Consider the following 23,774-nt stretch of genomic DNA (forward strand, 5'->3'; position numbering starts at 1 on the left):
CGCAACCGTGATGCTGTCTGCGGGGTTCCGTTATCCGAACAGCGGGTAACGGCGGTCGGACGCGGGCCAGTTGGGGCGTATGAGGGCGGACCGGGACCTTCCGATCGCATCTACGCGCGGAGATCCACCTGGGAAACGGAAGCCGCGGGCCCTTTGCGCCTACGACAGCCGGGTCGCCGACCGCTCGGTAGGTTAGCCCACGAATGATCAGTAACGGCCCTGTGGCGGTGGGTAGCCGTACCCGGCCGCCGGGGACTGCACCGGCGCGGTGGCGTGGGCCTCGCGGTCGTAGAACGGGCGGGCGGTCGCACGCATCCACATCGCGACCGGGTCGTCCTCGTCCGACATCGCCACGGTCGAGACGGGCAGCCCGTCCGGGACCGCGCCGATCGACTGGAGCATCATCGAGCGCACCGAGTCCACGGCGGGCGGGCTGGTGTCGTACACGTCGAGCCCGATGGCGAGATACGGCGCGCCGAGCGCCGGCTGCACCCAGGCGCGGCGCAGCGCGCGGACGGCGGGCGTGCGGTGGGCGTTCTGCGCGAGCAGGGCGTAGAACTGCGGGATCTCGATGCCGGGCTCCGACAGGCGCAGGGGGCCCGCGGGCTGGCGCTCCAGGCCGGTGGCGATGCGGCGCAGGTCGAGCCACGGGATGCCGACGCCGCCGCCCGGGGCATGCGGGTTCAGCCAGAGGCCGAAGTGGTCCGGGTAGAGGGTGCGGGCCACGTCGATACCGTCGACGACCTCGTAGGAGCGGTTCCAGCCGCTGGCCGACAGCTCCTGGGCGGAGGTGACGCACGGGGCGTAGCCGTGGCCCTCGACCTCCATGTTTCCGTACTGGGCGTCCGGGGAGCCGGCCTGGCCGTGCCAGAGCAGCATCCAGACCTGGCCGGTGTTCGGGGTGGCGAGGGCGCGGAGGAGCGCCTCGTAGGCGTCGTAACGCCCCGGCGTCACCTGGCGCAGCATGTGCTCGACCTGGCCGGTCGCCGCGGTGCCGCTCGCGCTCACCTTTTACCGCCCTTTCGGGAAACGTGGTTTGGAGCCCAGCTTAGGCGCTCCGCTGGGGGAGCCGCTGAGAGCTCGGGACTTGATGTCGGTCGTACGGTGCGGGTTGATTGTGGCTGGTCGCGCCCCGCGGCGGAGCCGCATATGTCACAGCCCCGCGCCCCCGAGGGGGCGCTGCCCGTCACCGGCGCCTAGAAATCCCGCTGATAAAACGGGCGGACCCGCTGACGCATCCAGTCGATCACCGGGTCCTGGGCCACGTCCAGGAGGACCAGGTTGACCGGCCAGGGGGCGGGCGTGCGGCCCAGGGCCCGGGCGAGGGCGCTCATGGGAGCCGCGCGCAAGTCGCCGTCCCAGTGGGAGAGTTCGACGCCGACGAACATCACCGGGTGGGCCGTCTCGATCGCCGCCAGGCAGCGGCGGGCCGTGGTGACGACGCCGGTCTCGGCGAACTCGGCCGAGGCTGCCGCGAGGAAGTCGACCGGGTCGTCCTGCCAGTCGGGTTCGTAGAGCTTGACGCGGCCGCCGGAGGTGAGGCCGTCCAGCGGGGTGCGGCCCACCCGGCAGAGCTCGGCCACCGCGGCCGGGGGCAGCGGGACGCCGACCGTGCCGTCGGGGTTCACGGCGATGCCGACCTGCGGGGGCAGACCGCGGGCGAACTCGACGGCGGGGGCGACGGTGTACGACATGTGGGCCCCGACGACCTGGCGGAACTGTTCCTCGGAGCTGAACACCGGGACGTACGCCTGGCCCGCTATCTCCACGCTCGGCAGGTCCAGCGGGCCGCTGGCGGGTCCGCCGCCGTTGGGCAGCGGCACCCAGACGAAGCTGCGGCCCAGCACCTCGATGATCCGGCCGCCGGCCGAGGGGAGGCCGAGGGAGGCCGAGAGCACCTCCTCCAGTTCGTTGCCCGGCCAACCGCCGTGCGCGTGGAGGTGTGCCCCTGCCGGGAAGTCCGCGGGAAGATCCGCTGCGAAGTCCATCTGTCTGACCGCCTGCTGAGAACCACGTCTGTGACTCAGAAGGCTATCCGGTGTCCGCCCCGCGCGACCCCGCGCCCGCTCAGCCCGTGAAGCCGATCCGGCACAGGGCGTCCGCCGCCTCCCGGTCGATCAGCACGGCGGAGCCGCAACCCTGGGGCAGGTTGCCCTTCTCCACCGAGGTGAGCAGGTGGGCGGCCGCTCGGCGGTGACGCAGGAAGGCGTACCGCGAGACGCCGCGGCCGCGCTCGCGCTGGCCCTCCAGGGCCGCGTCCGGGGGGACGTCGAGCAGCAGCAGGTGCAGGCGGCCGCCGCGGCGACGGGCCTCGCGGGCCAGCCAGCCGCGCACCCAGGCCTGGGTGCCGCAGTCGTGCACGACGACGCCCTCGCCGGAGCGCACGGCGCGGCGCAGTCCGGTGTAGTGGGCGAGGCGGACCAGGGGGCGGTAGACGGCGTAGGGGAGGAAGCGGGGCATGCGGGCGTCCCAGCGGTCCCGGGTGTCCTGGGAGTCGATGCGGGTGCCCTGCACGGCCCGCTTCATCAGCGTGGACTTGCCGCTGCCGGGCAGGCCGGTGATCACGACGACGTCCTGGGGGCCGAAGAGCAGCGCGCGCGGGCTGCGTCCGGAGCGCTCGCGCAGATCACGGACCACGGGTGCGAGGCACGCGCCGCGGGCTTCGGCCGCCGGGGCCGCGGGCTGCTTGGGCAGCGCCATGCCCGAGGTCGTGGCGTACGCCGTAGTGCGGTTCACCGTCATCGTCCTCCTCCGGGGTCAGGATTCCCCATCCCCACTGAGCGTAAAGAGAAGGTAATGGATGATCTCTCACATTTTCGTTCACTTCCTGCCACAAGCCGGTTACAGACACGGCCTGCCGTTGACGGGCACGGGCGTGCAATGATGTGCGCGCCAACTGCATACCGGCCGTTTGAATCCGCGCGGGAGAGTCCCCAGCAGTCCATCGCTGGGGCGCCGAAGGAGCAAGTCCCTCCCTTGAATCTCTCAGGCCCCGTTACCGCGCGGGCGAGGCACATCTGAAAAGCGGGCCGCTCCGTCTCTACCCGGGACGCGTGGCCCCACCCAAGGTGCAAGCCGTTGATCGTCCCTGTGGCGGTCCCGGCGAACCTCTCAGGTTCCGATGACAGATGGGGAGGAACGACCTCGCCCGTCATGCCTTGGGAGACAACGTCCGATGAGCAGCACTGAACCCCGTCGTACCGCGCTCGATGCCCTGCATCGCTCGCTCGGCGCGACGATGACCGACTTCGCCGGCTGGGACATGCCCCTGCGGTACGGCTCCGAGCGCGACGAGCACAACGCCGTGCGGACGAAGGCCGGGCTCTTCGACCTCTCCCACATGGGCGAGATCACCGTCACCGGCCCCGGGGCCGCCGCCTTCCTGAACCACGCCCTGGTCGGCAACATCGCCTCCGTCGGCGTCGGCCGCGCCCGCTACACCATGATCTGCCAGGCCGACGGCGGCATCCTCGACGACCTGATCGTCTACCGGCTCGCCGACACCGAGGCCGGGTCGTCTCACTACATGGTCGTCGCCAACGCCTCCAACGCCCAGGTCGTGCTGGACGCGCTGACCGAGCGCGTGACCGGCTTCGACGCCGAGGTCCGCGACGACCGGGACGCGTACGCGCTGCTCGCAGTCCAGGGCCCCGAGTCCCCGGGCATCCTGAAGTCACTCACCGACGCCGACCTCGACGGCCTGAAGTACTACGCCGGCCTGCCCGGCACGGTCGCCGGCGTCCCCGCGCTCATCGCGCGCACCGGCTACACCGGCGAGGACGGCTTCGAGCTGTTCGTGAAGCCCGAGCACGCCGTCGAGCTGTGGCAGGCGCTGACCAAGGCGGGCGAGGGCGTCGGCCTGGTCCCGTGCGGCCTGTCCTGCCGGGACACGCTGCGCCTTGAGGCGGGCATGCCGCTGTACGGCAACGAGCTCTCGACCTCCCTCACCCCCTTCGACGCCGGGCTCGGCCGGGTGGTGAAGTTCGAGAAGGAGGGCGACTTCGTCGGGCGCGAGGCGCTCGCCGCGGCCGCCTCCCGCGCCTCGGAGAACCCACCGCGCGTCCTCGTCGGCCTGATCGCCGAGGGGCGTCGCGTCCCGCGCGCCGGGTACCCGGTCGTCGCCGGCGGCGAGGTCATCGGCGAGGTCACCTCCGGTGCGCCCTCCCCCACCCTCGGCAAGCCCATCGCGATGGCGTACGTCGACGCCGCGCACTCGGCGCCGGGCACGGCCGGGGTCGGCGTGGACATCCGCGGCAGCCACGAGCCGTACGAGGTCGTGGCGCTGCCGTTCTACAAGCGGCAGAAGTAACCCCGTACGGAGAGACTGGCCCAGCGGCCCCGTGCGTGACCCTGCGCACATTCACGCTGCTCACAGGCGTATTCAGCAGTCCCCCATCCATCACCACTCCCGCGCGTACAGGAGAATTCAGGCCATGAGCAACCCCCAGCAGCTGCGCTACAGCAAGGAGCACGAGTGGCTGTCGACCGCCGAGGACGGCGTCTCGACGGTCGGCATCACCGAGTTCGCGGCCAACGCGCTCGGCGACGTCGTCTACGCCCAGCTCCCCGAGGTCGGCTCGACCGTGACCGCGGGTGACACCTGCGGTGAGCTGGAGTCGACCAAGTCGGTTTCCGACCTGTACTCCCCGGTCACCGGCGAGGTCACCGAGATCAACGAGGACGTCGTGAACGACCCGGCGCTGGTGAACTCCGCCCCCTTCGAGGGCGGCTGGCTGTTCAAGGTACGCGTCACGGAGGAGCCGGCCGACCTGCTCTCCGCCGACGAGTACGTCGCCCACACCGCCGGCTGAGGAGTCGCACCCCCTTATGTCTGACAAGTCGCTTCTGAACACCCCCCTGCACGAGCTGGACCCGGCCGTCGCCGCCGCGCTCGACGCCGAGCTGGAGCGCCAGCAGACCACCCTGGAGATGATCGCCTCCGAGAACTTCGCGCCGGTCGCGGTCATGGAGGCCCAGGGTTCGGTCGCCACCAACAAGTACGCCGAGGGCTACCCGGGCCGCCGCTACTACGGCGGCTGCGAGCACGTCGACGTCGCCGAGCAGATCGCCATCGACCGGGTCAAGGAGCTGTTCGGCGCCGAGTACGCCAACGTCCAGCCCCACTCCGGCGCCTCCGCCAACCAGGCCGCCCTGTTCGCGCTGGCCCAGCCCGGCGACACCATCCTCGGCCTGGACCTGGCCCACGGCGGCCACCTCACCCACGGCATGCGGCTGAACTTCTCCGGCAAGCAGTTCAAGGTGGTCCCGTACCACGTGGACTCCGCCACCGGCCTGGTCGACATGGCCGAGGTCGAGAAGCTCGCCAAGGAGCACCGGCCGAAGGTGATCATCGCGGGCTGGTCGGCGTACCCGCGGCAGCTGGACTTCGCCGAGTTCCGCCGGATCGCCGACGCGGTCGAGGCGTACCTGTGGGTCGACATGGCGCACTTCGCGGGCCTGGTCGCCGCCGGGCTGCACCCGAACCCGGTCGAGTACGCGGACGTCGTCACGTCCACCACCCACAAGACGCTGGGCGGCCCGCGCGGCGGCATCATCCTCGCGAAGAAGGACTTCGCGAAGAAGCTGAACTCGTCCGTCTTCCCGGGCTTCCAGGGCGGCCCCCTGGAGCATGTGATCGCGGCCAAGGCGGTGTCCTTCAAGGTCGCCGCGAGCGAGGAGTTCAAGGAGCGCCAGCGCCGTACGGTGGAGGGCGCGCGGATCCTCGCCGACCGCCTGACCGCCGCGGACGCCCGCGAGGCCGGCGTCAACGTGCTCTCCGGTGGCACCGACGTGCACCTGATCCTGGTCGACCTGCGGGAGTCCGAGCTGGACGGCCAGCAGGCCGAGGACCGGCTCCACGAGGTCGGCATCACGGTCAACCGCAACGCCGTACCCAACGACCCGCGCCCGCCGATGGTGACCTCGGGCCTGCGCATCGGCACGCCCGCCCTGGCCACCCGCGGCTTCACGGCCGAGGACTTCACCGAGGTCGCGGACGTCATCGCCGAGACGCTGAAGGCGCCCTCTCCCTTCGGGGCGGCCGACGCGGACGCCCTGAAGGCCCGGGTCAAGTCCCTGGCCGACAAGCACCCGCTGTACCCCGGTCTGAACAAGTAGTCCCTTTTTGTGGGGTGTCCCGCACACTCGTAGGTGAGCGGGACACCCCACGCCCCTGTTCCACCCCGTATTGAGGAGTCCCACCGTGGCCATCTCGGTCTTCGACCTGTTCTCGATCGGCATCGGCCCGTCCAGCTCCCACACGGTCGGCCCGATGCGCGCGGCACGCATGTTCGCCCGCCGCCTGCGCAACGAGGGTCTGCTGGACTCCGTCGCCGCCGTACGAGCCGAGCTGTACGGCTCCCTGGGCGCCACCGGCCACGGCCACGGCACCCCCAAGGCGGTGCTGCTGGGCCTGGAGGGCGCCTCGCCGCGCACGGTGGACGTGGAGACGGCGGACGAGCGGGTCGAGGCGATCAAGGAGGCGGGCCTGCTGCGGCTGCTCGGCGAGCGGGACATCCCGTTCTCCTTCGACGACGACCTGGTACTGCACCGCCGCAAGGCCCTGCCCTACCACGCGAACGGCATGACGATCCGCTCGTTCGACGCGTCCGGGGCGGAGCTGCTGTCGAAGACGTACTACTCCGTGGGCGGCGGCTTCGTCGTCGACGAGGACGCGGTCGGCGCGGACCGCATCAAGCTCGACGACACGGTCCTGAAGTACCCGTTCCGCACGGGCGACGAGCTGCTGCGCCTCACGCAGGAGACCGGCCTGTCGATCTCCGCACTGATGCTGGAGAACGAGCGGGCCTGGCGCACGGAGGACGAGATCCGGGCGGGTCTGCTGGAGATCTGGCGGGTCATGCGTGAGTGCGTGTCGCGCGGCATGTCCCGCGAGGGCATCCTGCCGGGCGGCCTGAAGGTCCGCCGCCGCGCCGCGAACACGGCCCGCAAACTGCGCTCCGAGGGCGACCCCAAGGCGCTCGCCATGGAGTGGATCACGCTCTACGCGATGGCCGTGAACGAGGAGAACGCGGCGGGCGGCCGCGTGGTCACCGCCCCGACGAACGGCGCCGCCGGCATCATCCCGGCGGTCCTGCACTACTACATCAACTTCGTGCCCGGCGCGGACGAGGAGGGCGTGGTCCGCTTCCTGCTGGCCGCCGGCGCCATCGGCATGCTCTTCAAGGAGAACGCCTCCATCTCCGGCGCCGAGGTCGGCTGCCAGGGCGAGGTCGGCTCGGCGTGCTCGATGGCGGCGGGCGCCCTCGCCGAGGTCCTCGGCGGCTCCCCGGAGCAGGTCGAGAACGCCGCCGAGATCGGCATGGAGCACAACCTCGGCCTCACCTGCGACCCGGTCGGCGGCCTCGTCCAGATCCCGTGCATCGAGCGCAACGGCATGGCGGCGGTGAAGGCGGTCACGGCGGCGCGGATGGCGATGCGCGGCGACGGCTCGCACAAGGTGTCCCTGGACAAGGTCATCAAGACGATGAAGGACACCGGGGCGGACATGTCGGTGAAGTACAAGGAGACGGCGCGGGGCGGGTTGGCGGTCAACATCATCGAGTGCTGACGGACGTCGGGGGCCAGGGGGTGTGGCGTACCGTTTCCCCTGCTGCCGTCACCGGCACGGCACCGCCCCCGACACCTCCACCAGCAGCCGCTCGACCTCCGCACCCCAGCGTGAGGCGATGACCAGATCGCGGGCCGGGTCGACCCACAGCAGATGGTTGCCGCCGTTGCCGCGAGCGCAGCGGCCGGTGTGCGGGGCGCGGGGCCACACCGCGCCCGTGTCGTTGAGCCACCAGGACAGGCCGTACTCGGGCTTGACCCGGCAGGGCGTCCACAGCTCCTCGACCCACCGGCGCGACACGACCTGACGCCCGCCCCAGCTCCCGCCCCGCAGACACAGCAGCCCGATGCGGGCCAGGTCCAGGGCGCTGATCCACAGCCCGCCGCCCCAGTGGGCGCCACCGGACACGACCGGCACCTCGGTACCCTCGATCGCCACGACCGAGCCGGCGTAACCGTGCCAGGACCAGCTGTCCGAGGCGCCGACCGGCGTCAGGACGCGCTCGCGCAGCACCTCCGGCAGGGCACGGCCGAACAGGACCGTGAGCGCCAGTGCCGTCAGGTTCACCCGCACGTCGTTGTACGCCCAGCCCGCACCCGGCGGTCCGCCCGCCGACTCCGTGCCCTCACGGGTGCTCTGCGCGTCCACCCACGTCGGCTTGGACCACAGCTCGCCCTCCCACTGGCTGGTCTGCTCCAGCAGATGCCGCCAGGTGATCGCGCGCCCGTGCGGGCCGTCGAACTCGGGGAGGTCCACCGACTCCGCCACGGGTGCGTCCAGCCGCAACGCCCCGTCGTCGAAGGCGACGCCCGCCACCAGCGAGAGCACGCTCTTCGTGGCGCTGAACGCCATCTCCGCACGCCCCGGATCACCCCAGGACGCCAGCACGGCGCCGCCCCGCACGACGACCCCGCAGGCTCCCCGCCCGTCGAGCAGCGGCCCGACGACCTCCCGGTGGGAGGCGTCCGCCACCTGCTCCGCGAGATACGCCGCCATGTCGTCCACACCGGCCACGGACCGCCCGGCCTGCGCCCGCACGGCCCGCGAGAGCGTCGCCCGGTGCACGCCCTCCCAGGGGTCGCCGCCCCCGTCGCCGCCGTCCAGGACCCTCTCCCCGTACATCGCCGTCCCCCACATCACCGAATGTTGACAATTCCCCGTCAGGTACGCGTCAGACATGCCACCGTGGGGCATACACCCCACCCGATCCAACTCCTCTCCCCCCACCAGCACTTCAGGGAGTCCCCCCATGATCCGTGGCATCGATGTCAGCGCGTACCAGTCCTCGTCCTACGACACCGACGGCATCTCCTTCGTCTTCATCAAGGCGACCGAGGGCCGCTCCTACATCAACCCCAAACTCGCCGCCCAGACCAAACGCGCCCGCGACGCCGGCCTGGTCGTCGGCTTCTACCACTTCCTCTGGCCCGGCAACCTCTCGGCCCAGGCGGACTACTTCGTGAGCAAGGCCCCCGAGCGGGCGGGCGACATCCTCGCCGTCGACTGGGAGACGACGAGCGAGGGGACACACGCGAGCAATGCGGAGAAGGACCTGTTCATCCGGAAGGTGAAGGAGAAGCGCCCGAACAACCCGGTGATCCTTTACGCCAACAGGCACTACTGGCTGAACGTGGACACCACGTCCTACGCCGGCGACGGCCTCTGGATCGCCGACTACGTGACGGCGGGCAAGCCCCGGATCCAGGCGAAGTGGCGTTTCCACCAGTACACCGACAGCCCGCTGGACAAGAACGTGGCGAACTTCGCGAGCAAGGCCGCGCTGCGGGAGTGGGCCGAGAACGCCTGAAGGTCGGCCCGGTACAGCGAGGCGAACCCGCTACCCTCCGAACGGGTCCTCCAACTCCTTCCGCACCACATCCACCGCTCCTTCCGCGTCCCCGTCCACGATCGCCCGCACCAGGGCCTCGTGGGCGTCGTCGGCGGTGTTGGGATCGTGGGTGCGCAGGCCGGTGAGGGTCAGGAGGTCGATCAGACCGTCGCGCAGGACGGGGACGAACTCGCTGAACAGGTCGGTGAGTACGGGGTTGTGGGCCGCGGCGACCACGGCGGCGTGGAGGGCGATGTCGGCGTCGACGAAGGTCGCGTCGTCGCCCGCGGACGCGGTCCGGCGGCCTGCCAGTGCGGCCCGCAGCGCAAGGACGTCCTCGGGGGTGCGACGGTGGGCGGCAAGGCGGGCCGCCTGGACCTCGACGGCCATGCGGACCTCGTAGACGTCGGACACCGCGGCCCGGCGCAGGCGGGCGGGCCAGTCCTCGGCCGGTTCGGTGGCGATGACGAAGACGCCGGCGCCCTGGCGCGGTTGGACGAGGCCCGCGCCAGCCAGGGCGCGCAGTGCCTCGCGGACCGTGGACCGGCCGACGCCGAGTTCCTTGGCCAGGGTGGTCTCGCCGGGGAGCTTCGTGCCGACGGGCCAGTGGCCGTCGGTGATCTGCTCGCGCAGTCGCTCGGCGGCCTGTTCGACCAGCGGGCTGGGGCGGACGGCACCGAGCGGCACGACATTCACCTACATGTCCAAAAAGTCGGGGAGCCGGATCACTTATCCGAGGACTCAGCAAGATTCTACTTGTCTGAGGAGCTGAGGAGTGGATAACGTGCCGAGCATGACGTTCCGCGGTCTGCTTCTTCTCGGCTGCCGCGGCGGGGCGTGACCCGACCGGCACCCCGCCGCGGGGCGCCGTGCTGCCGGTCACTGTCCGACCGAGCCGAAGGCCCCAGCAGACGATGACCACCACCGCGAGCACCCACGCGACCACGACCGCGGCCGTCGCCCCGCGCGAGCCATGGAATCCGCAACGCCCCAGCCCCATGCCCCACCACCGCTACCGCCCGTTCCAGGACCGGGTGGACGTCCCTGTCACGGACCGGTCCTGGCCCTCCGCACGCATCGACCGCGCCCCCCTCTGGGTCCCCGTCGACCTGCGCGACGGCAACCAGGCCCTGGTCGAACCGATGGACACCCCGCGCAAGCGCCGCTTCTTCGATCTGCTGGTCGCGACGGGCTTCAAGGAGATCGAGGTCGGCTACCCGTCGGCGAGCCGCACGGACTTCGACTTCGTACGGCACCTGGTGACCACGGACGCCGTGCCCGACGACGTCACGCCCGTCGTCTTCACCCCGGCCCGGCCGGATCTGATCGACCGGACCTTCGAGTCGATCGCCGGACTGCCGCGGGCCGTGGTGCACCTGTACATCGCGACCTCGCCGGTGTGGCGGAGCGTCGTCCTGGCCCGGGATCGCCGTGCGGTGTGGCGGGCGGTGCGGGAGGCGGCCGAGCGGATGGTGCGCCGGGCGCCCGACGGCGTCCGCTTCCAGTTCTCTCCCGAGACCTTCAACCTCACCGAACCCGACTTCGTCCTGGAACTGTGCGACGGGCTCACCCGGTTGTGGGACGCGAGCCCGGACCGGCCCGTCACACACAACCTCCCGGCGACCGTCGAGATCGCCACCCCCAACGTGTACGCCGACCAGATCGAGTACATGCACCGCAATCTCGCCCGCCGCGACTCGGTGATCCTCTCCGTCCACCCGCACAACGACCGCGGCACGGGCGTCGCCTGCGCCGAACTCGCCGTGCTGGCCGGCGCCCAGCGCGTCGAGGGCTGTCTGTTCGGCAACGGGGAGCGCACGGGGAACGTCGACCTGGTGACCCTGGCGATGAACCTGTACGCGCAAGGGGTGGACCCCATGGTCGACTTCAGCGACATCGACGCGGCCAGGGAGGTCGTCGAGGACTGCAACCGGCTGCCGGTGCACCCCCGCCACCCGTACGCCGGCGACCTTGTCCACACGGCCTTCTCCGGCACCCACCAGGACGCCATCAGCAAGGGCCTGACCGAGCACGCGCGCAGGGCGGCCGAGTCTGGGGTGCCCGAGGCCCAGGCACCCTGGAAGGTGCCGTACCTGCCGATCGACCCGGCCGACATCGGGCGTTCCTACGAGGCGGTGATCCGCGTCAACTCCCAGTCGGGGAAGGGCGGAGCGGCGTATCTGCTGCGTGCCCACCACGATCTCGACCTGCCGCCGCGCATGCGGGCCGGATTCTCGGCCGTCGTTCAGCAGGCCACGGACGACAGCGGGCGGGAGATCACGGCGAAGGAGCTGTACGACCTGTTCCGGGCGACGTACGTCGTCGAGGAAGGGGAGATCGCCCTGGTCACGTGGTCCGTGCAGCTGGACGCCGGCGGTGGGCAGGGCGACGGTGGCCGCGAGCACCGGTTCGTCTGCACCCTGCGCGCCGGGGACCGCACGGGCGACCACGAGGGCACCGGCACCGACCCGCTCTCCGCGTTCGTCGACGCCCTCGGCGGCGCCGGGTTCGCCGTCGACGTCCTCGACTGTGCCGAGCACCCGACCGAGGACGGGAAGGCGGCCTACGCCGAATGCCGGGTGAACGGCGTCACCGCCTGGGGCGCCGGTCGTGGCCGGGGGCCGGCGGCCGCGGTCCGGGCGGTCGTGTCAGCGGTGAACCGGGCGATGCGGTGACGGAGGTGCTGCGGGCCGAGGTCTCGATGACCGTCCGGGCGGGCGGGCGAGCACTGGGCCTGCTCAGCGTGTATGCCCACACACTGGACATCTAGCAATTGCTAGGTGATGCTAGTCGGCATCGTTGGCGCACCTCACGCACTCGGGAGCTCACATGCAGACCCAGGACACCAAGCAGCTGAACGTGCGACTTCCCGCCGAGTTGGTCGACAAGGCCAAGGCCATAGCTCACGAGCGCGGGATGATGCTCTCCGGCTACATCCGGACGCTCATCGAGCGGGACCTCGAGGGCAAGGAGACGCCGGACGAGACTGTCCCGCCACACGTCCTGGCCGCAGCAAAGGCTTTCGCAGAGGCTTTGGAGGCCGGGCGCCGCTGACGGAACTCACCGTCGACCTACGCTGGGCCCTGGTCATCGCCGACCAGCTCACCGAGCCTCCCGAGGCCGAGGACATCCCCGCCCTCGAAGCCGCCATCGCCCGGCACGCGAGCAAGAACCAGCCCGACGCGGACAACGCCTGGAGAGCCGCCACCCTCGCCGCGACCGTTGTGCAGTTACGGCCATTCACCTGCCGTAACGAGGAGGCGGCGGCTCTCTACGCGTACACCTTCATGGTGCACGCGGGCGAGACGCTCTCCGTGGAGGCTCCGCACCTCGCCGCCATGCTGGCGCGGCTTGCCGCCGCCGAGATCGGCATCGACATGCTCGCGACCTTCCTGCGCAACGCACGCTCGGCATGACGAAGGGGCGCCCGAGCCGCTTCCGCGGTGAACGGGCGCCCCTTCGCACGGGTCACTTGTTCAGGAAGGCCCAGAACTCGTCGAACGACAGCAGCTTGTCGCCGTTGAGGTCGCGGCTCTTGATGATCGCCTCGGCGACCGCCTCGGTCACGTTCCAGTCGCCGCCCTGCGCGAGGGCGGCCTTGAACTCGGCGGCGGTGATAGTGCCGTCACCGTCCGCATCGATGCGCTCGAACTGCTTGCGTGCTTCCTCGATGTCGATGTGCGCCACCGGTCCGCCCCTTTGCTCACGTCTGTCGTGTTGTGCTGGCTTGCTGCCGCAGGTCAGATTAACCGCCCGTCCGTGCTTGCAGTGCGGCGACCACCCAGGCGAACTCGGCGCGGTGCGCGGAGACGCCGGCCCGGAGGCGTTCGAGTACGGCGGCGGGGTCGGCGTCGCCGATCAGGTCCCGCAGGATCCGCCAGGTCCCGCAGGATCCGCTCGGCCTCCGGCGACTCCGGTGCGATGCCCTGCGCCCGCGCCTCGGCGGCCAGCTGCGCCAGCTTGCGGGAGAACCACATCGACGCCCCGGCGGGGGCCAGACCCAGGCCCAGTTCGCGCAGCGTGCGGATCAGCTCCAGGCGGGCGGCCGACTCGGCGTCGTAGAGCCGATAGCCGCCTGAGGAAGTGTGGGCCTTCCAGTGGGTGGAGACTCAAGGGCACGGGGAGGGAAGGGCGGCGGGCTGTGGTGGAGAGCTTGCGGGACATTCTGGATGCGGCGGCGCGGGGTGTCTTCCCGCCCGCGGACGGCAGTACGACCGTCGTCCCCCAGCCCTGCGACCGGACCGCGGGCGTCCTGTCCTTCACCGCGCACTCCGTCGTCGTCACCGACGAGGAGCCGGCGTGGGTGTACGACACCCTGCGCGGCCTCGACTGCGACGCCCTGTCCGCGGCGATGAACCCGCGCTTCCTGGCGGCCTTGATGGAGCGGACGGGCCGCGCTGCGGAGACCGTCGACGCGGTCCTGGTCGGCAACCCGCTGCCGGGCGAGCCGCCGCTCGCGGCGGAGTTGAGGGAGATCGAGGACGCCGGCCATCCCCGGATCGTCTATGCCCGTCGGCGGCGCGACGAGGTGCGCGCGTGGGCAGTCGGGGGCGGCGTGCTGGTGATGGGGCGCGGGGTCGCCGGGCGACTGGAGGTCTCCGTCGAGGTGCACGAGGACGTACGGCACCGGGGCCTGGGGCGGCTGCTGATGGGCGCGGCCCGGCATCTCGTCACGGAGCCGCTGTGGGCGCAGGTCGCGCCGGGGAACGCCCGCAGCGTGCGGGCGTTCCAGGCGGCCGGCTACCGTCCGGTCGGCGCGGAGTTGCTGCTCAGTGCCAGGCCTCGAAGTGCGGGTTGCTCTGACAGCCGCTCATGATCTCGACCTTGGTCGTCTTGTTCACCGGGCAGACGCCGATGATGTACTTCCGGGCGATACCGCCGGGGAAGGCGACCTCGACCTGGTCGGCCCATTTGTGGGTGTCGCCGATGGTCTTGTTGACGTCGATGCCGCCGGGGGCGTCGATGTAGTAGTTCCAGCCCGATTTCCACCAGTTCTTGTACAGGTCGTGGTCGTACGTCGTGGAGACGTACGGGGAGGGCTGGTTGACCAGGACGTACTGCTCCAGGTCGTACTGGCCGGTCACGACGTCCTTGGGCTTGAAGCCCTCCTCGAAGACGATGCCCGGGCCGCGGCCGTCGGCCCGGTAGAGCGTGCCGCAGCTGGTGCGCCATGCCGGGTCGGGGGTGATGCGGTCGACCTCGACGCGGCGGTCGACGGCCGCCTTGATCCGGTCGTCGAACTGGACGGGACAGGCGGCGGGGGCGGGGGCGGCGGCCGGGGCGGCTGCCTTGACGGCGGACGCTGGAGCCGTGGCGGGGGACGCGGGAGCCGTGGCGGCCGTCGTTGCGAAGACGGCCGAGAGGGACAGGACGGCGGCAGCGGCGCGCCGCCGCAGGCGAGTTGTGATCATGGGGAGCACGATTCCGGGCCCGTGGGGGTGCGGCCCGGATATTCACCCGTACGGCGGCGTGTCCGCTGACCGCCGGTCAACGGGAACGTGAGGCTCAACTGGCCTTCCGCTAGCGGAAGATGCCCGTGTGGCCCAGGGAGTAGCGGCCCGGCTGCGGGTACACGGCGAGGCCGTGCGGGCCGCTGCCGACCGGGATACGGGCGAGCTGCTCGCCGGTGCGGGTGTCGATGGCGTACACCTCGGAGTCGTACCGTCCGGACAGCCACAGGACCTTGCCGTCGGCGGAGACGCCGCCCATGTCGGGGCTGCCGCCGTCGGGGAGATGCCATTTCTTGGTGAGCTTGTTCTGGGTGAAGTCGAAGACGGAGACGCTGCCCTCGCCGCGGTTGGAGACGTACATCTCGCGGGAGTCGCGACTGACGTAGAGGCCGTGGCAGCCCTTGCCGGTGGGCAGCAGGGTGGGCTCGGTGAACTTGTCGCCGTCCAGGACCCACATGCCGTGGGCCATCATGTCGGCGATGTAGAACCGCTTGCCGTCCGGGGAGACCTTCACGTCCTGGGGCATCGCCCCCTCGAAGGGGAGCCTCTGCTGGCCGACGACCTTCATCTTCTGGGTGTCGACCTTCAGCAGTTCGCCGCTGAACTCGCAGGAGACGATGAAGTAGCGGCCGTCGAGGGAGAAGTCGGCGTGGTTGACGCCGTAGCAGGTGACGGGTTCGGTCTTGATCCGCTTCATGGTGTGGGGGTCGCGGAAGACGAGTTCGCGGTCGAGGGAGGCCATGACGACGGCGTACTTGCCGTGGGGCGTGAAGTAGAGGTTGTACGGGTCGTGGACCTCGACCTCCTTGCCCGCCTTGCCGGTCTTGGGGTCGATGGGGGTAAGGGTGTGGCCGCGGTTGTTGTTGACCCAGAGGGTCTTCAGGTCCCAGGACGGGACGACGTGCTGGGGCTGGCGGCCTACGGGGATGGTCTCGATGATCCTGTACGTCTTCGGGTCGATGACGGAGACGGTGTCGGACTCGGTGTTGGGGACGTAGACGCGGGACGGGAAGTCCTTGACGACCGGGGAGAGCTTGTTGGGACGGTCTGCGGCGTAGACGTCCTTCGGGTCGAGGACAGGGGGCATGCCGGGCAGGCCCTTGACGGTGTCCTTCTTCGCCGGGGCGGGGATGGCTGCCTGGGTGCCGTGGGGGTCGGTGGAGCGGGTCTTGTCCCGGGCGGGCTCGGTGCCGCAGGCGGCGAGTGCGACGAGGCCGACGCCGGCGACGAGGGTGCGGTGCATGAGGTTCATCGGCAGGTCTTCCGGGGTGGGTGGGGCGGCGACTGCGACCATTTAATGAGCTTTACGTCAGAAAACGCACGATTTGCCGGTTAAGCGCTTTACGCGGGTCGCCGGACCCCACGTTCTCCCGCCCCCGCCGCCCCTACCCGTCCCATCCCTGGGGGCTGCGCCCCCAGACCCCCACTGTCGGCCCTGCGGGCCTCGTCCTCAAACGCCGGACGGGCTGGAAGTGCCTGGGCCGGCGTAGCCCCCTGCGGGTGGGTGGGGGGCTAGGGACGGCAAAGACTCGTCCTCAAACGCCGGACGGGCTGAAAGTGCCTGGGTCGGCGGGTGGCGACTCATCCTCGGGTGCCGGGCGGGGTGAAGGATCCAGCCGGGGCCTTGTCCTCGGACGCCGGGCGGGGTGAGGGCCTCAAGGTCGGCCTCTTGGGAGACCGAGACGGGTGGGTGGGTGGGCAAAGGTTGGAGGGGCTGGCGCCGAGAGCGGGTCGAGGGGGCGCGCCAGCAGTGTCGGCTCAACCGCCGGAGGTGACCGTCAGCGGTCGGCCACCCTCATCTCGAACCAGGTCGTCTTGCCGCGCGGTAGCAGGTCCACGCCCCAGCGGTCGGAGAGTTTGTCGACCAGGAACAGGCCCCGGCCGCTGATGTCCATCTCCTGGACCGGCATGAGACAGGGAAGGCCGCGGGAGGGGTCGCGGACCTCGATGCGGATCCAGCCGCGGCGGCGGCGCATACGGAGGCCGAAGACCCGGGCGCCGGTGTGGCGGACGGCGTTGCCGACGAGTTCCGAGACGAGGAGGACCACGTCCTCCGTCATCTTCGGGGTGAGGCCCCACTGGCGTAGGACCACCACCTGCGCCAGACGCCGTGCCGTGGCGGCGGATTCGGGGCGGGACGGCAGCGGAACCTCGGCCTCCGTGGGGTTGCCGAACAGTTCGAGCGCCTTCGCGGCAGTTTCGTCCTCGACCGCCGGCGACCAGCGCGCCGCAGTCGTACGGCCGTGTCCCCGCGGCTGTTCGATACCCTCCAGCCCCGCCATGCCCCCATCATGGCCGCCCGCGGGGCCCGCCGGGGCCGTTCCCGAGGAATACACCCCCCGGAAGCGCTCATTCCGCACGACTCGGTCGGCATATGACAGGGGCAGTTCGGAGCCGTTCGCAGCCTGGCTGACCTGCGACGAAGGGTCCACTGGAGGCAATCGACAGGCTCCCTCGACAAGGCACGCTTAAGGTTGCCTTAAGGCTCCCATAAACAGCCCCATCGAGGGACCCGGAATCAGACGTCCTGTCAATTGCAAGTGGTTCGGCGGATTTTCAGACCGGAAGTTCCCGGGCCGCCCTCAGAGGAACTTGGCCTTGCCCGGTCCCTCCTCCACGAAGCTCCGCATCCCCCGCTCCCGGTCCTCGGTCGCGAACAGACCGGCGAACCAGCCCCGTTCCACCGCGAGCCCCGTCTCGATGTCCGTCTCCAGACCCGTGTCGACCGACTCCTTCGCCGCGCGCAGCGCGATGGCCGGGCCCTGCGCCAGCTTCGCCGCCCAGGCGTGCGCCTCGGCGTAGACCTGGTCCGGCGCCACCACGCGGTCCACCAGGCCCAACTCCCGCGCCTCGTCGGCCTTCACCATCCGGCCCGTGAAGATCAGGTCCTTCGCCTTCGACGGGCCGATCAGACGGGCCAGCCGCTGGGTGCCGCCCGCTCCGGGGATCAGGCCGAGCAGGATCTCCGGCTGGCCCAGCTTGGCGTTGTCCCCGGCGATCCGGAAGTCCGCGCACAGCGCCAACTCGCAGCCGCCGCCGAGGGCGTAGCCGGTGACGGCCGCCACCACCGGCTTGGGGATCCTGGCCACCGCGGTGAACGACTCCTGAAGGGCCCGCGCGCGCAGGACCATGGCGGTGTGGTCCATGGCCTGCATCTCCTTGATGTCCGCGCCCGCCGCGAACACCTTCTCCCCGCCGTAGATCACCACGGCCCGTACGTCGTCCCGCCGGCCCGCCTCCTCGGCGAGTTCCTTGAGCCGGTCCTGGGTGGCGACGTCCAGCGCGTTCATCGGCGGGCGGTCGAGGCGGAGGGTGCCGACGCCTTCGGCGACTTCGAGATTCACGGTCATGGAGGCAGGTTAACGGGGACTAACGGGTACGGCTTGGGTGCGGTCGATCACACTCGGCCGGGGGTCTGGGGGTTGCCCCCCCCCAGGCAGACACAGCACGGGGACTAACGGGTACGGCTCGGGTGCGGTCGATCACACTCGGCCGGGGGTCCGGGGGTTGCCCCCCAGGCAGACACAGCACGGGGACTAACAGGAGCGGCCCCGATGCCGTACCTCACATCGAGGCGGGCACCGGGGCCGTGGAACACCGCGGGCTTACGCCTTCCACTTCTCCCAGGACATGTTCCAGCCGTTCAAACCGTTCTCCGGGGCCACCGTCGCGTCGTTGGAGTTCTTCACGACGACCACGTCGCCGATCATCGAGTGGTTGAAGAACCACGCGGCCGGGGTGCCCTTGTCCCACGCGCCCTTGACGTCGCGCAGGCCGATGCAGCCGTGGCTGGCGTTGGTGTTGCCGAAGACGCCGCCGCCCCAGTAGTTGCCGTGGATGAAGGTGCCGGAGTCGGTCAGGCGGGTGGCGTGCGGGACGTCCTTGATGTCGTACTCGCCTTCGTAGCCGACCGTGTCGCCGTTCATACGGGTCTGCACGAACTTCTCGGTCATGACCATCTGGCCGTTCCAGGTTTCGTACCCGGGTGCGCCGGTGGTGACGGGAATGGTCTTGACGACCTTGCCGTCCTGCATGACCTTCATCTTCTTGGTCTTCACGTCGACGACCGAGACCTGGTCGCGGCCGATGGTGAAGGACAGCTTCTTGTCCTGCTCGCCGTAGACGCCGGGCCGGCCCTCGACGCCGTCGAGGTTGAGGTCGACCGTGACCTTCGTGCCGACCTTCCAGTACTTCTCGGGGCGGAAGTCGAGGCGGTCGTTGCCGAACCAGTGGCCCGCGACCTCGACGGCCGGCTCGGTCCTGATGGTGACGGCCTTCTCGACGTCCTCGGGGTTGGTGATGCCCCGGGTGAAGCGGATCGAGAACGGCATCCCGACGCCGACCTCGGAGCCGTCCTCGGGGGTGAAGTTGCCGAGGAAGGTGTTCTTCGGGGTCAGTGTGGTGAAGTCGGCCTCCTTGGCGGCCTCCAGGCCGTCGGAGTCCTTGGCGACCGCGTGCACCGTGTACTTGGTGGCGGCCGCCAGATGGGTGGACGGCGTCCAGGTGCCGCCATCGCCGGATATCTTCCCGGCTATCGCCTTGCCCTTGGCGTCCTTGACCTCGACGTCCGTGAGCTTGCCCTTGGCCGCGGTCACCTTCAGCGCGCCGCTGGTCTCGACGGACTTGGCCCCGTCCCCCGGCGCTATCGTCACGACGGCCTGGGACTTCCTGGCCTCCGCCGTGCTGGAGTCCTCGCCCTTCCCGTCGCCGGCCCCCGGCTTGGAACCGCCGCCCCCGCCGCACGCGGTGACGGCGAGCAGCAGTGCCCCGGCCAGCACCGCCATCTGCCCCCGCCGACGCCCGCCGCCCACGCCGCCCACGCCGCCCCGCGCGTTCACCGCGTCAACCGACGCCCCCGATATCGGCCGCACGTTCAAGTCGTTCTCCCCTCCCCGGACCTGGTCAGGCCCGCGCCCCCACGCGTTTCCCGCGCGCACCGGCGCATATTAAGCACAAGGTCATGTGCGTCGGCGCCGCGCGATTGTCACCGTTCAGTTCCAACATCGGCCGATAGCCGGTTGGTCGAGGAACTCAGCCCCCTGTCCTGTTACTTCACCGCACTCCCCGCCTTCCACTCCTTCCAGCCCATATTCCATCCTCCGAGCCCGTTGTCGGGAGCGACCTTTTTGTCGTTGCTGCGCACGACCTCGACGACGTCCCCGATCAGGCTGCGGTCGAAGAACCAGCCCGCGGGCGTCTCCGCGCCGCCGCCCTTGACGTCCCTGAGCCCCACGCACCCGTGGCTGACATTGCTCTGTCCGAAGATCGAGGCGTCCGCCCAGTAGTTGCCGTGCAGGAAGGTGCCGGAGTCAGTCAGGCGCATGGCGTGCGGGACGTCCGGGATGTCGTACTCGCTCTTGCCGTCGGCCTTGCGGAAGCCGACCGTCGCACCGTTCATCCGGGTCAGTTCGAGCATCTCGGTGACGACCATCTTGCCGTTGTACGTCGTGTTCTTGGGGGCGCCGGCCGTGATCGGCACGGTGGTGAGCAGTTCGCCGTCGCGCCGGACCTCCATGGTGTGCCGGGCCGCGTCGACGACGGAGACCTGGTGGCGGCCGACGGTGAAGGAGAACGTCTTGTACTGCTGCCCGTACACCCCGGGCGCCCCCTCGACATCCCGCAGCCGCAGCGCGACGGTGACCCGGGTGCCGGGCTTCCAGTAGTGCTCCGGGCGGAAGTCGAGGCGGGCCTTGCCGAACCAGTGCGGGCGGATGTCGACGGCGGGCTCGGCCGTGACCCGGACGGCGCGTTCGACGGCGGCCCGGTTCTCGATCTCGCGGTTGAACTCCAGGGAGACGATCATCCCGGTGCCGACGGTGGAGCGGTTCTCCGGGGCGACGTAGCCGATGAACCGCTCGTCCGGGACGTACGTGGTGAAGGTCGTGTGCCGTGCGCTGCGGCGTCCGTGGCCGTCGAGGGCCACCGCGTCGACCGTGTACTTGGCGGCCAGCGCGAGCCCGGGGTCCTCGGGCTCCCAGCGCAGGCCGTCCTTGGAGATGTGCCCGGGGACCGGGGTCTCCTGTGCGTCCTGGGACTTGACGACCTTCACCGACTCCAGGCGCCCGCTGACCACCCGGACGAGCAGCCGGTCGTCGGGGCGTGCGCCCTTGGTCTCGTCGTCGGGCGTGACCCGGATGACGTCCTCGGGCGCCGGCGCCTTGCCCAGCATCTGGTCGGCGCCACCGCCGTCCGTAGTACAGCCGGCGGCTCCGGCCAGCAGTCCTGCCCATGTCAGTACGGCGGCCAATGCGGCCCCCGCGCGCCGCGCGCGCCCTTGTACGTGCCTCACGAACACCCCAACGACCGGGGCGGCCCCGGGAAACGTCGGCGTGGGGCGCTCGGCCGCGAGGTGCCGGGGTAGGACATCGGTTGTCCGCGGGTCCGTCGTGGCTGGTCGCGTCCACGCGGCGGGGCCACAGACGGGTCCAGGCCCGTGCCCCTTCGGGGTGCGGACGACTTGCCCGGGGTCGCTTGGCCACGCGGTGGGCAGAACATGTGGGAGGACGACGCGACGGGGAGCCGCGGCCAGGGACGACCGTGTGCTCTCCTTCCACATCGTGTGGTCCCTGAGCCGTGGGAGGCCGACAGGTGTCGAGCGCAGCCGAGCAGGAGGCGGTGGCGGGGGCGGTCGCCGCTGAGGAGGGGCGCCCGGCCGCCGTCGTGAACGGCGCGCGGCGCAAGGCCCCTGCCGTGCCCGTGTGGCCCGGCGCGCCGGTGCCGCTCGGCGCCCGCTTCCGGGTCGGCCCGGACGGGGTGGCGGGCACCAACTTCGCGCTGTGGGCGGGGGGCGCGGAAGCCGTCGAGCTGTGTCTGTTCGACGGGGAGGGGAAGGAGACTCGGGCCAAGCTCACCGAACTGACGCACGAGATCTGGCACGGGTTCGTGCCGGGTGTGATGCCCGGTCAGCGCTACGGCTACCGGGTGCACGGCCGCTGGGACCCGTGGACCGGCAGTCGGTGGAACCCGGCGAAGCTGCTCCTCGACCCGTACGCCCGCGCGGTGGACGGCGACTTCAGCCTGCCGCCCGAGGTGTACGGGCACGTCCGCGACTGGCCGCAGCAGCATGTCGCCGACACCGTGCGCGACGAGCGGGACTCGGCGCCGTACGTCCCGAAGGGCGTGGTCGTCCACGATGACGACGACTGGGCGGACGACCGCCGGCCGAAGACGCCGTGGGCCGACTCGGTGATCTACGAGGTGCATGTACGGGGGTTCACGAAGCTGCACCCGGGGATCCCTGAGGAGCTGCGGGGCACGTACGCCGGTCTCGCGCATCCGGCGGCGATCGAGCACCTCGTGCGGCTGGGCGTGACGGCGGTGGAGCTGCTGCCGGTGCACCAGTTCGCGCACGAGGACCATCTGCTGCGCAGGGGCCTGCGCAACTACTGGGGTTACAACTCCATCGGCTACTTCGCCCCGCACGCCGCGTACGCCGCCTCCGGTACGACGGGTCAGCAGGTCGGCGAGTTCAAGCGGATGGTCCGCGCGCTGCACGCGGCCGGGATCGAGGTCATCCTCGACGTGGTCTACAACCACACGGCGGAGGCGGGCGAGCTGGGTCCCACGCTGTCGCTGAAGGGCATCGACAACCGGGGGTACTACCGGTTGCAGTCGGAGGCGCGCCGGTACGCCGACTACACGGGCTGCGGGAACACGCTGCACGTGGTGCAGCCACATGTGCTGCGGCTGATCACGGACTCCCTGCGCTACTGGGTGACGGAGATGGGCGTCGACGGCTTCCGCTTCGACCTGGCCGCCGCGCTGGCCCGCTCGATGCACGACGTCGACATGCTGTCGCCGTTCCTGGCGGTCATCGCGCAGGACCCGGTGCTGCGGCGGGTGAAGCTGATCGCCGAGCCGTGGGACGTCGGCTCGGGCGGCTACCAGGTGGGCGCCTTCCCGCCGCTGTGGACGGAGTGGAACGACCGCTACCGCAATGCCGTACGGGACTTCTGGCGCGGCGCGCTGCCGGACGTACGGGACCTGGGGTACCGGCTGTCGGGGTCGAGCGACCTGTACGCGTGGGGCGGCCGCCGGCCGTACGCCTCCGTCAACTTCGTGACGGCGCACGACGGTTTCACCCTGCGGGACCTGGTGTCCTACGAGCGCAAGCACAACGAGGCGAACGGCGAGGGCAACCGGGACGGGTCGAACGACAACCGGTCCTGGAACGGCGGGGCCGAGGGGGAGACGGACGACGAGAGCGTACGGGCGCTCAGGCGGCGCCAGCTGCGGAACCTGCTGACGACCCTGCTGCTGTCGACGGGCGTGCCGATGCTGGTCGCGGGTGACGAGCTGGGGCGGACGCAGCGCGGCAACAACAACGCGTACTGCCAGGACAACGAGATCAGCTGGCTGGACTGGGGGCTGCTGGAGGACCCCGGCTGGAAGGCGCTGTTCGACCTGACGTCCCGGCTGATCGAGCTGCGCCACCGGCACCCGGTGCTCCGTCGGCGGGCGTTCTTCTCCGGGCGGGCGCACTCGGCCGACGGGCTGCGGGACCTGGCCTGGTTCACGCTGCGGGGCACGGAGATGACGGAACGGGACTGGTACGCGCCCGCCGCCACGCTGGGGATGTACCTGTCCGGGCGGGACATCCCGGGCCGTGACGAGCGCGGGGCGCCGATCCTCGACGACAGCTTCCTGGCCCTGCTGCACGCCGGGGACCGGCCGGTGAGCTTCGTGCTGCCGGGGCCGCCGTGGGCGGAGCGGTACGAGGTGGTCGTCGACACGTCGCGGGAGGAGCAGGGGGAGGCGCCGGGCGTGGAGCATCGGGCGGGGACGGCGGTCACGGTGCCGGGGCGGGCGGTGCTGTTGCTGCGGGCCGTCGCGTGAGGCTGGGAATTCAGCCCCTCCGGCGTTTGAGGAGCGGGGTCTGGGGCGGAGCCCCAGAAGGATGGGACGGGTAGGGGCGGCGGGGGCGAGG

At 70.8% G+C, this 23,774-nt stretch carries 22 protein-coding genes, 1 pseudogene and 2 riboswitches; of the genes and pseudogenes, 10 read left to right on the plus strand and 13 right to left on the minus strand.

The features are described 5' to 3' along the window. Positions 1-207: 207 nt before the first annotated feature. The 3 genes from AQJ67_RS09035 to AQJ67_RS09045 all read right to left on the minus strand — a co-directional run bounded on the left by AQJ67_RS09035 (position 208) and on the right by AQJ67_RS09045 (position 2,742). Entirely contained in the window at positions 208-1,008 is an 801-nt protein-coding gene (locus AQJ67_RS09035) for an enhanced serine sensitivity protein SseB C-terminal domain-containing protein (protein ID WP_062717577.1), read from the minus strand. A gap of 188 nt (positions 1,009-1,196) precedes the next feature. Beyond that, positions 1,197-1,988 carry an enhanced serine sensitivity protein SseB gene (locus AQJ67_RS09040; protein WP_062717578.1) on the minus strand — a complete coding sequence of 264 codons (792 nt, stop codon included), beginning with the start codon at positions 1,986-1,988 and terminating at the stop codon, positions 1,197-1,199. A 79-nt stretch (positions 1,989-2,067) separates the two neighbouring features. Then, complete coding sequence (locus AQJ67_RS09045; protein WP_062717579.1) at positions 2,068-2,742, minus strand: AAA family ATPase; 675 nt, start codon at positions 2,740-2,742, stop codon at positions 2,068-2,070. 170 nt (positions 2,743-2,912) lie between these two features. Continuing rightward, positions 2,913-3,011: riboswitch (glycine riboswitch) on the plus strand. Next, positions 3,012-3,138, plus strand: a riboswitch (glycine riboswitch). Positions 3,139-3,175: 37 nt separating this feature from the next. Between AQJ67_RS09045 and gcvT the strand changes: the two genes are divergently transcribed. The 4 genes from gcvT to AQJ67_RS09065 all read left to right on the plus strand — a co-directional run bounded on the left by gcvT (position 3,176) and on the right by AQJ67_RS09065 (position 7,570). After that, complete coding sequence (gcvT, locus tag AQJ67_RS09050; RefSeq protein WP_062717580.1) at positions 3,176-4,309, plus strand: glycine cleavage system aminomethyltransferase GcvT; 1,134 nt, start codon at positions 3,176-3,178, stop codon at positions 4,307-4,309. 124 nt (positions 4,310-4,433) lie between these two features. Further along, positions 4,434-4,811: a glycine cleavage system protein GcvH gene (gene gcvH, locus AQJ67_RS09055; protein WP_062717581.1), complete on the plus strand. Its 378-nt coding sequence runs from the start codon at positions 4,434-4,436 to the stop codon at positions 4,809-4,811. Between the two features lie 16 nt (positions 4,812-4,827). Further along, positions 4,828-6,117, plus strand: coding sequence for a serine hydroxymethyltransferase (gene glyA / locus AQJ67_RS09060; RefSeq protein WP_062717582.1), 1,290 nt, complete (start codon positions 4,828-4,830; stop codon positions 6,115-6,117). Between the two features lie 85 nt (positions 6,118-6,202). Continuing rightward, positions 6,203-7,570: an L-serine ammonia-lyase gene (locus tag AQJ67_RS09065; protein ID WP_062717583.1), complete on the plus strand. Its 1,368-nt coding sequence runs from the start codon at positions 6,203-6,205 to the stop codon at positions 7,568-7,570. Positions 7,571-7,618: 48 nt separating this feature from the next. Here the strand turns inward: AQJ67_RS09065 and AQJ67_RS09070 are convergent, their stop codons facing one another. Then, positions 7,619-8,692 carry a serine hydrolase domain-containing protein gene (locus AQJ67_RS09070; RefSeq protein WP_079055850.1) on the minus strand — a complete coding sequence of 358 codons (1,074 nt, stop codon included), beginning with the start codon at positions 8,690-8,692 and terminating at the stop codon, positions 7,619-7,621. 127 nt (positions 8,693-8,819) lie between these two features. On the opposite strand from AQJ67_RS09070, the gene AQJ67_RS09075 reads away from it, so the two are divergent. Continuing rightward, positions 8,820-9,377, plus strand: coding sequence for a glycoside hydrolase family 25 protein (locus AQJ67_RS09075; protein WP_062717584.1), 558 nt, complete (start codon positions 8,820-8,822; stop codon positions 9,375-9,377). A 30-nt stretch (positions 9,378-9,407) separates the two neighbouring features. Here AQJ67_RS09075 and AQJ67_RS09080 read toward each other — a convergent pair whose 3' ends face one another. Continuing rightward, the gene (locus AQJ67_RS09080; RefSeq protein WP_062718460.1) at positions 9,408-10,085 is read right to left on the minus strand and encodes a FadR/GntR family transcriptional regulator; all 678 of its coding nucleotides are present in this window, start codon (positions 10,083-10,085) and stop codon (positions 9,408-9,410) included. A gap of 227 nt (positions 10,086-10,312) precedes the next feature. Here AQJ67_RS09080 and AQJ67_RS09085 point away from each other — a divergent pair, with 227 nt between their 5' ends. The 3 genes from AQJ67_RS09085 (at position 10,313) to AQJ67_RS09095 (ending at position 12,814) form a co-directional block, all read left to right on the plus strand. Beyond that, positions 10,313-12,073, plus strand: a complete 1,761-nt coding sequence (locus AQJ67_RS09085; RefSeq protein WP_062717585.1) for a 2-isopropylmalate synthase — start codon at positions 10,313-10,315, stop codon at positions 12,071-12,073. A gap of 154 nt (positions 12,074-12,227) precedes the next feature. After that, positions 12,228-12,452, plus strand: a complete 225-nt coding sequence (locus AQJ67_RS09090; protein WP_062717586.1) for a hypothetical protein — start codon at positions 12,228-12,230, stop codon at positions 12,450-12,452. Between the two features lie 170 nt (positions 12,453-12,622). Beyond that, positions 12,623-12,814, plus strand: a complete 192-nt coding sequence (locus AQJ67_RS09095; RefSeq protein ID WP_062717587.1) for a hypothetical protein — start codon at positions 12,623-12,625, stop codon at positions 12,812-12,814. A gap of 52 nt (positions 12,815-12,866) precedes the next feature. On the opposite strand, the gene AQJ67_RS09100 is transcribed toward AQJ67_RS09095, so the two are convergent. After that, positions 12,867-13,085: an EF-hand domain-containing protein gene (locus AQJ67_RS09100; protein ID WP_062717588.1), complete on the minus strand. Its 219-nt coding sequence runs from the start codon at positions 13,083-13,085 to the stop codon at positions 12,867-12,869. Positions 13,086-13,143: 58 nt separating this feature from the next. After that, positions 13,144-13,480: pseudogene (locus AQJ67_RS49100) on the minus strand (MerR family transcriptional regulator); the annotation flags it as partial. A gap of 62 nt (positions 13,481-13,542) precedes the next feature. On the opposite strand from AQJ67_RS49100, the gene AQJ67_RS09105 reads away from it, so the two are divergent. Further along, on the plus strand, positions 13,543-14,214 hold the full coding sequence (locus AQJ67_RS09105) for a GNAT family N-acetyltransferase (RefSeq protein WP_062718462.1): 672 nt from the start codon (positions 13,543-13,545) through the stop codon (positions 14,212-14,214). Here the strand turns inward: AQJ67_RS09105 and AQJ67_RS09110 are convergent. From AQJ67_RS09110 to AQJ67_RS09135, 6 genes are all read right to left on the minus strand, one after another. Beyond that, entirely contained in the window at positions 14,168-14,809 is a 642-nt protein-coding gene (locus AQJ67_RS09110) for an ADP-ribosyltransferase (RefSeq protein WP_062717589.1), read from the minus strand. The two genes, AQJ67_RS09105 and AQJ67_RS09110, sit on opposite strands and share 47 nt — an antisense overlap. 109 nt (positions 14,810-14,918) lie before the next feature. After that, positions 14,919-16,100: a YncE family protein gene (locus AQJ67_RS09115; RefSeq protein ID WP_062717590.1), complete on the minus strand. Its 1,182-nt coding sequence runs from the start codon at positions 16,098-16,100 to the stop codon at positions 14,919-14,921. 526 nt (positions 16,101-16,626) lie between these two features. After that, positions 16,627-17,130, minus strand: a complete 504-nt coding sequence (locus AQJ67_RS09120; RefSeq protein WP_062717591.1) for an ATP-binding protein — start codon at positions 17,128-17,130, stop codon at positions 16,627-16,629. 300 nt (positions 17,131-17,430) lie between these two features. Continuing rightward, entirely contained in the window at positions 17,431-18,198 is a 768-nt protein-coding gene (locus AQJ67_RS09125) for an enoyl-CoA hydratase/isomerase family protein (protein ID WP_062717592.1), read from the minus strand. 255 nt (positions 18,199-18,453) lie between these two features. Then, positions 18,454-19,725, minus strand: coding sequence for a L,D-transpeptidase (locus AQJ67_RS09130; RefSeq protein WP_062717593.1), 1,272 nt, complete (start codon positions 19,723-19,725; stop codon positions 18,454-18,456). Between the two features lie 170 nt (positions 19,726-19,895). Then, positions 19,896-21,137, minus strand: a complete 1,242-nt coding sequence (locus AQJ67_RS09135; protein ID WP_062718464.1) for a L,D-transpeptidase — start codon at positions 21,135-21,137, stop codon at positions 19,896-19,898. 299 nt (positions 21,138-21,436) lie between these two features. Between AQJ67_RS09135 and glgX the strand changes: the two genes are divergently transcribed. Beyond that, entirely contained in the window at positions 21,437-23,683 is a 2,247-nt protein-coding gene (gene glgX / locus AQJ67_RS09140) for a glycogen debranching protein GlgX (RefSeq protein WP_062717594.1), read from the plus strand. The last annotated feature ends 91 nt before the right edge of the window (positions 23,684-23,774 follow it).

Source organism: Streptomyces caeruleatus (assembly GCF_001514235.1).
Lineage (GTDB): Bacteria > Actinomycetota > Actinomycetes > Streptomycetales > Streptomycetaceae > Streptomyces > Streptomyces caeruleatus.

Bases quoted from the DNA above. Each gene is read 5' to 3' on its own strand.
- AQJ67_RS09125 (WP_062717592.1), bottom strand. From the start codon at position 18,198: ATGACCGTGAATCTCGAAGTCGCCGAAGGCGTCGGCACCCTCCGCCTC.
- AQJ67_RS09090 (WP_062717586.1), top strand. From the start codon at position 12,228: ATGCAGACCCAGGACACCAAGCAGCTGAACGTGCGACTTCCCGCCGAG.
- gcvT (WP_062717580.1), top strand. From the start codon at position 3,176: ATGAGCAGCACTGAACCCCGTCGTACCGCGCTCGATGCCCTGCATCGC.
- AQJ67_RS09045 (WP_062717579.1), bottom strand. From the start codon at position 2,742: ATGACGGTGAACCGCACTACGGCGTACGCCACGACCTCGGGCATGGCG.
- AQJ67_RS09040 (WP_062717578.1), bottom strand. From the start codon at position 1,988: ATGGACTTCGCAGCGGATCTTCCCGCGGACTTCCCGGCAGGGGCACAC.
- AQJ67_RS09115 (WP_062717590.1), bottom strand. From the start codon at position 16,100: ATGAACCTCATGCACCGCACCCTCGTCGCCGGCGTCGGCCTCGTCGCA.
- AQJ67_RS09120 (WP_062717591.1), bottom strand. From the start codon at position 17,130: ATGGCGGGGCTGGAGGGTATCGAACAGCCGCGGGGACACGGCCGTACG.
- AQJ67_RS09110 (WP_062717589.1), bottom strand. From the start codon at position 14,809: ATGATCACAACTCGCCTGCGGCGGCGCGCCGCTGCCGCCGTCCTGTCC.
- glyA (WP_062717582.1), top strand. From the start codon at position 4,828: ATGTCTGACAAGTCGCTTCTGAACACCCCCCTGCACGAGCTGGACCCG.
- gcvH (WP_062717581.1), top strand. From the start codon at position 4,434: ATGAGCAACCCCCAGCAGCTGCGCTACAGCAAGGAGCACGAGTGGCTG.
- AQJ67_RS09085 (WP_062717585.1), top strand. From the start codon at position 10,313: ATGACCACCACCGCGAGCACCCACGCGACCACGACCGCGGCCGTCGCC.
- AQJ67_RS09075 (WP_062717584.1), top strand. From the start codon at position 8,820: ATGATCCGTGGCATCGATGTCAGCGCGTACCAGTCCTCGTCCTACGAC.
- AQJ67_RS09070 (WP_079055850.1), bottom strand. From the start codon at position 8,692: ATGTACGGGGAGAGGGTCCTGGACGGCGGCGACGGGGGCGGCGACCCC.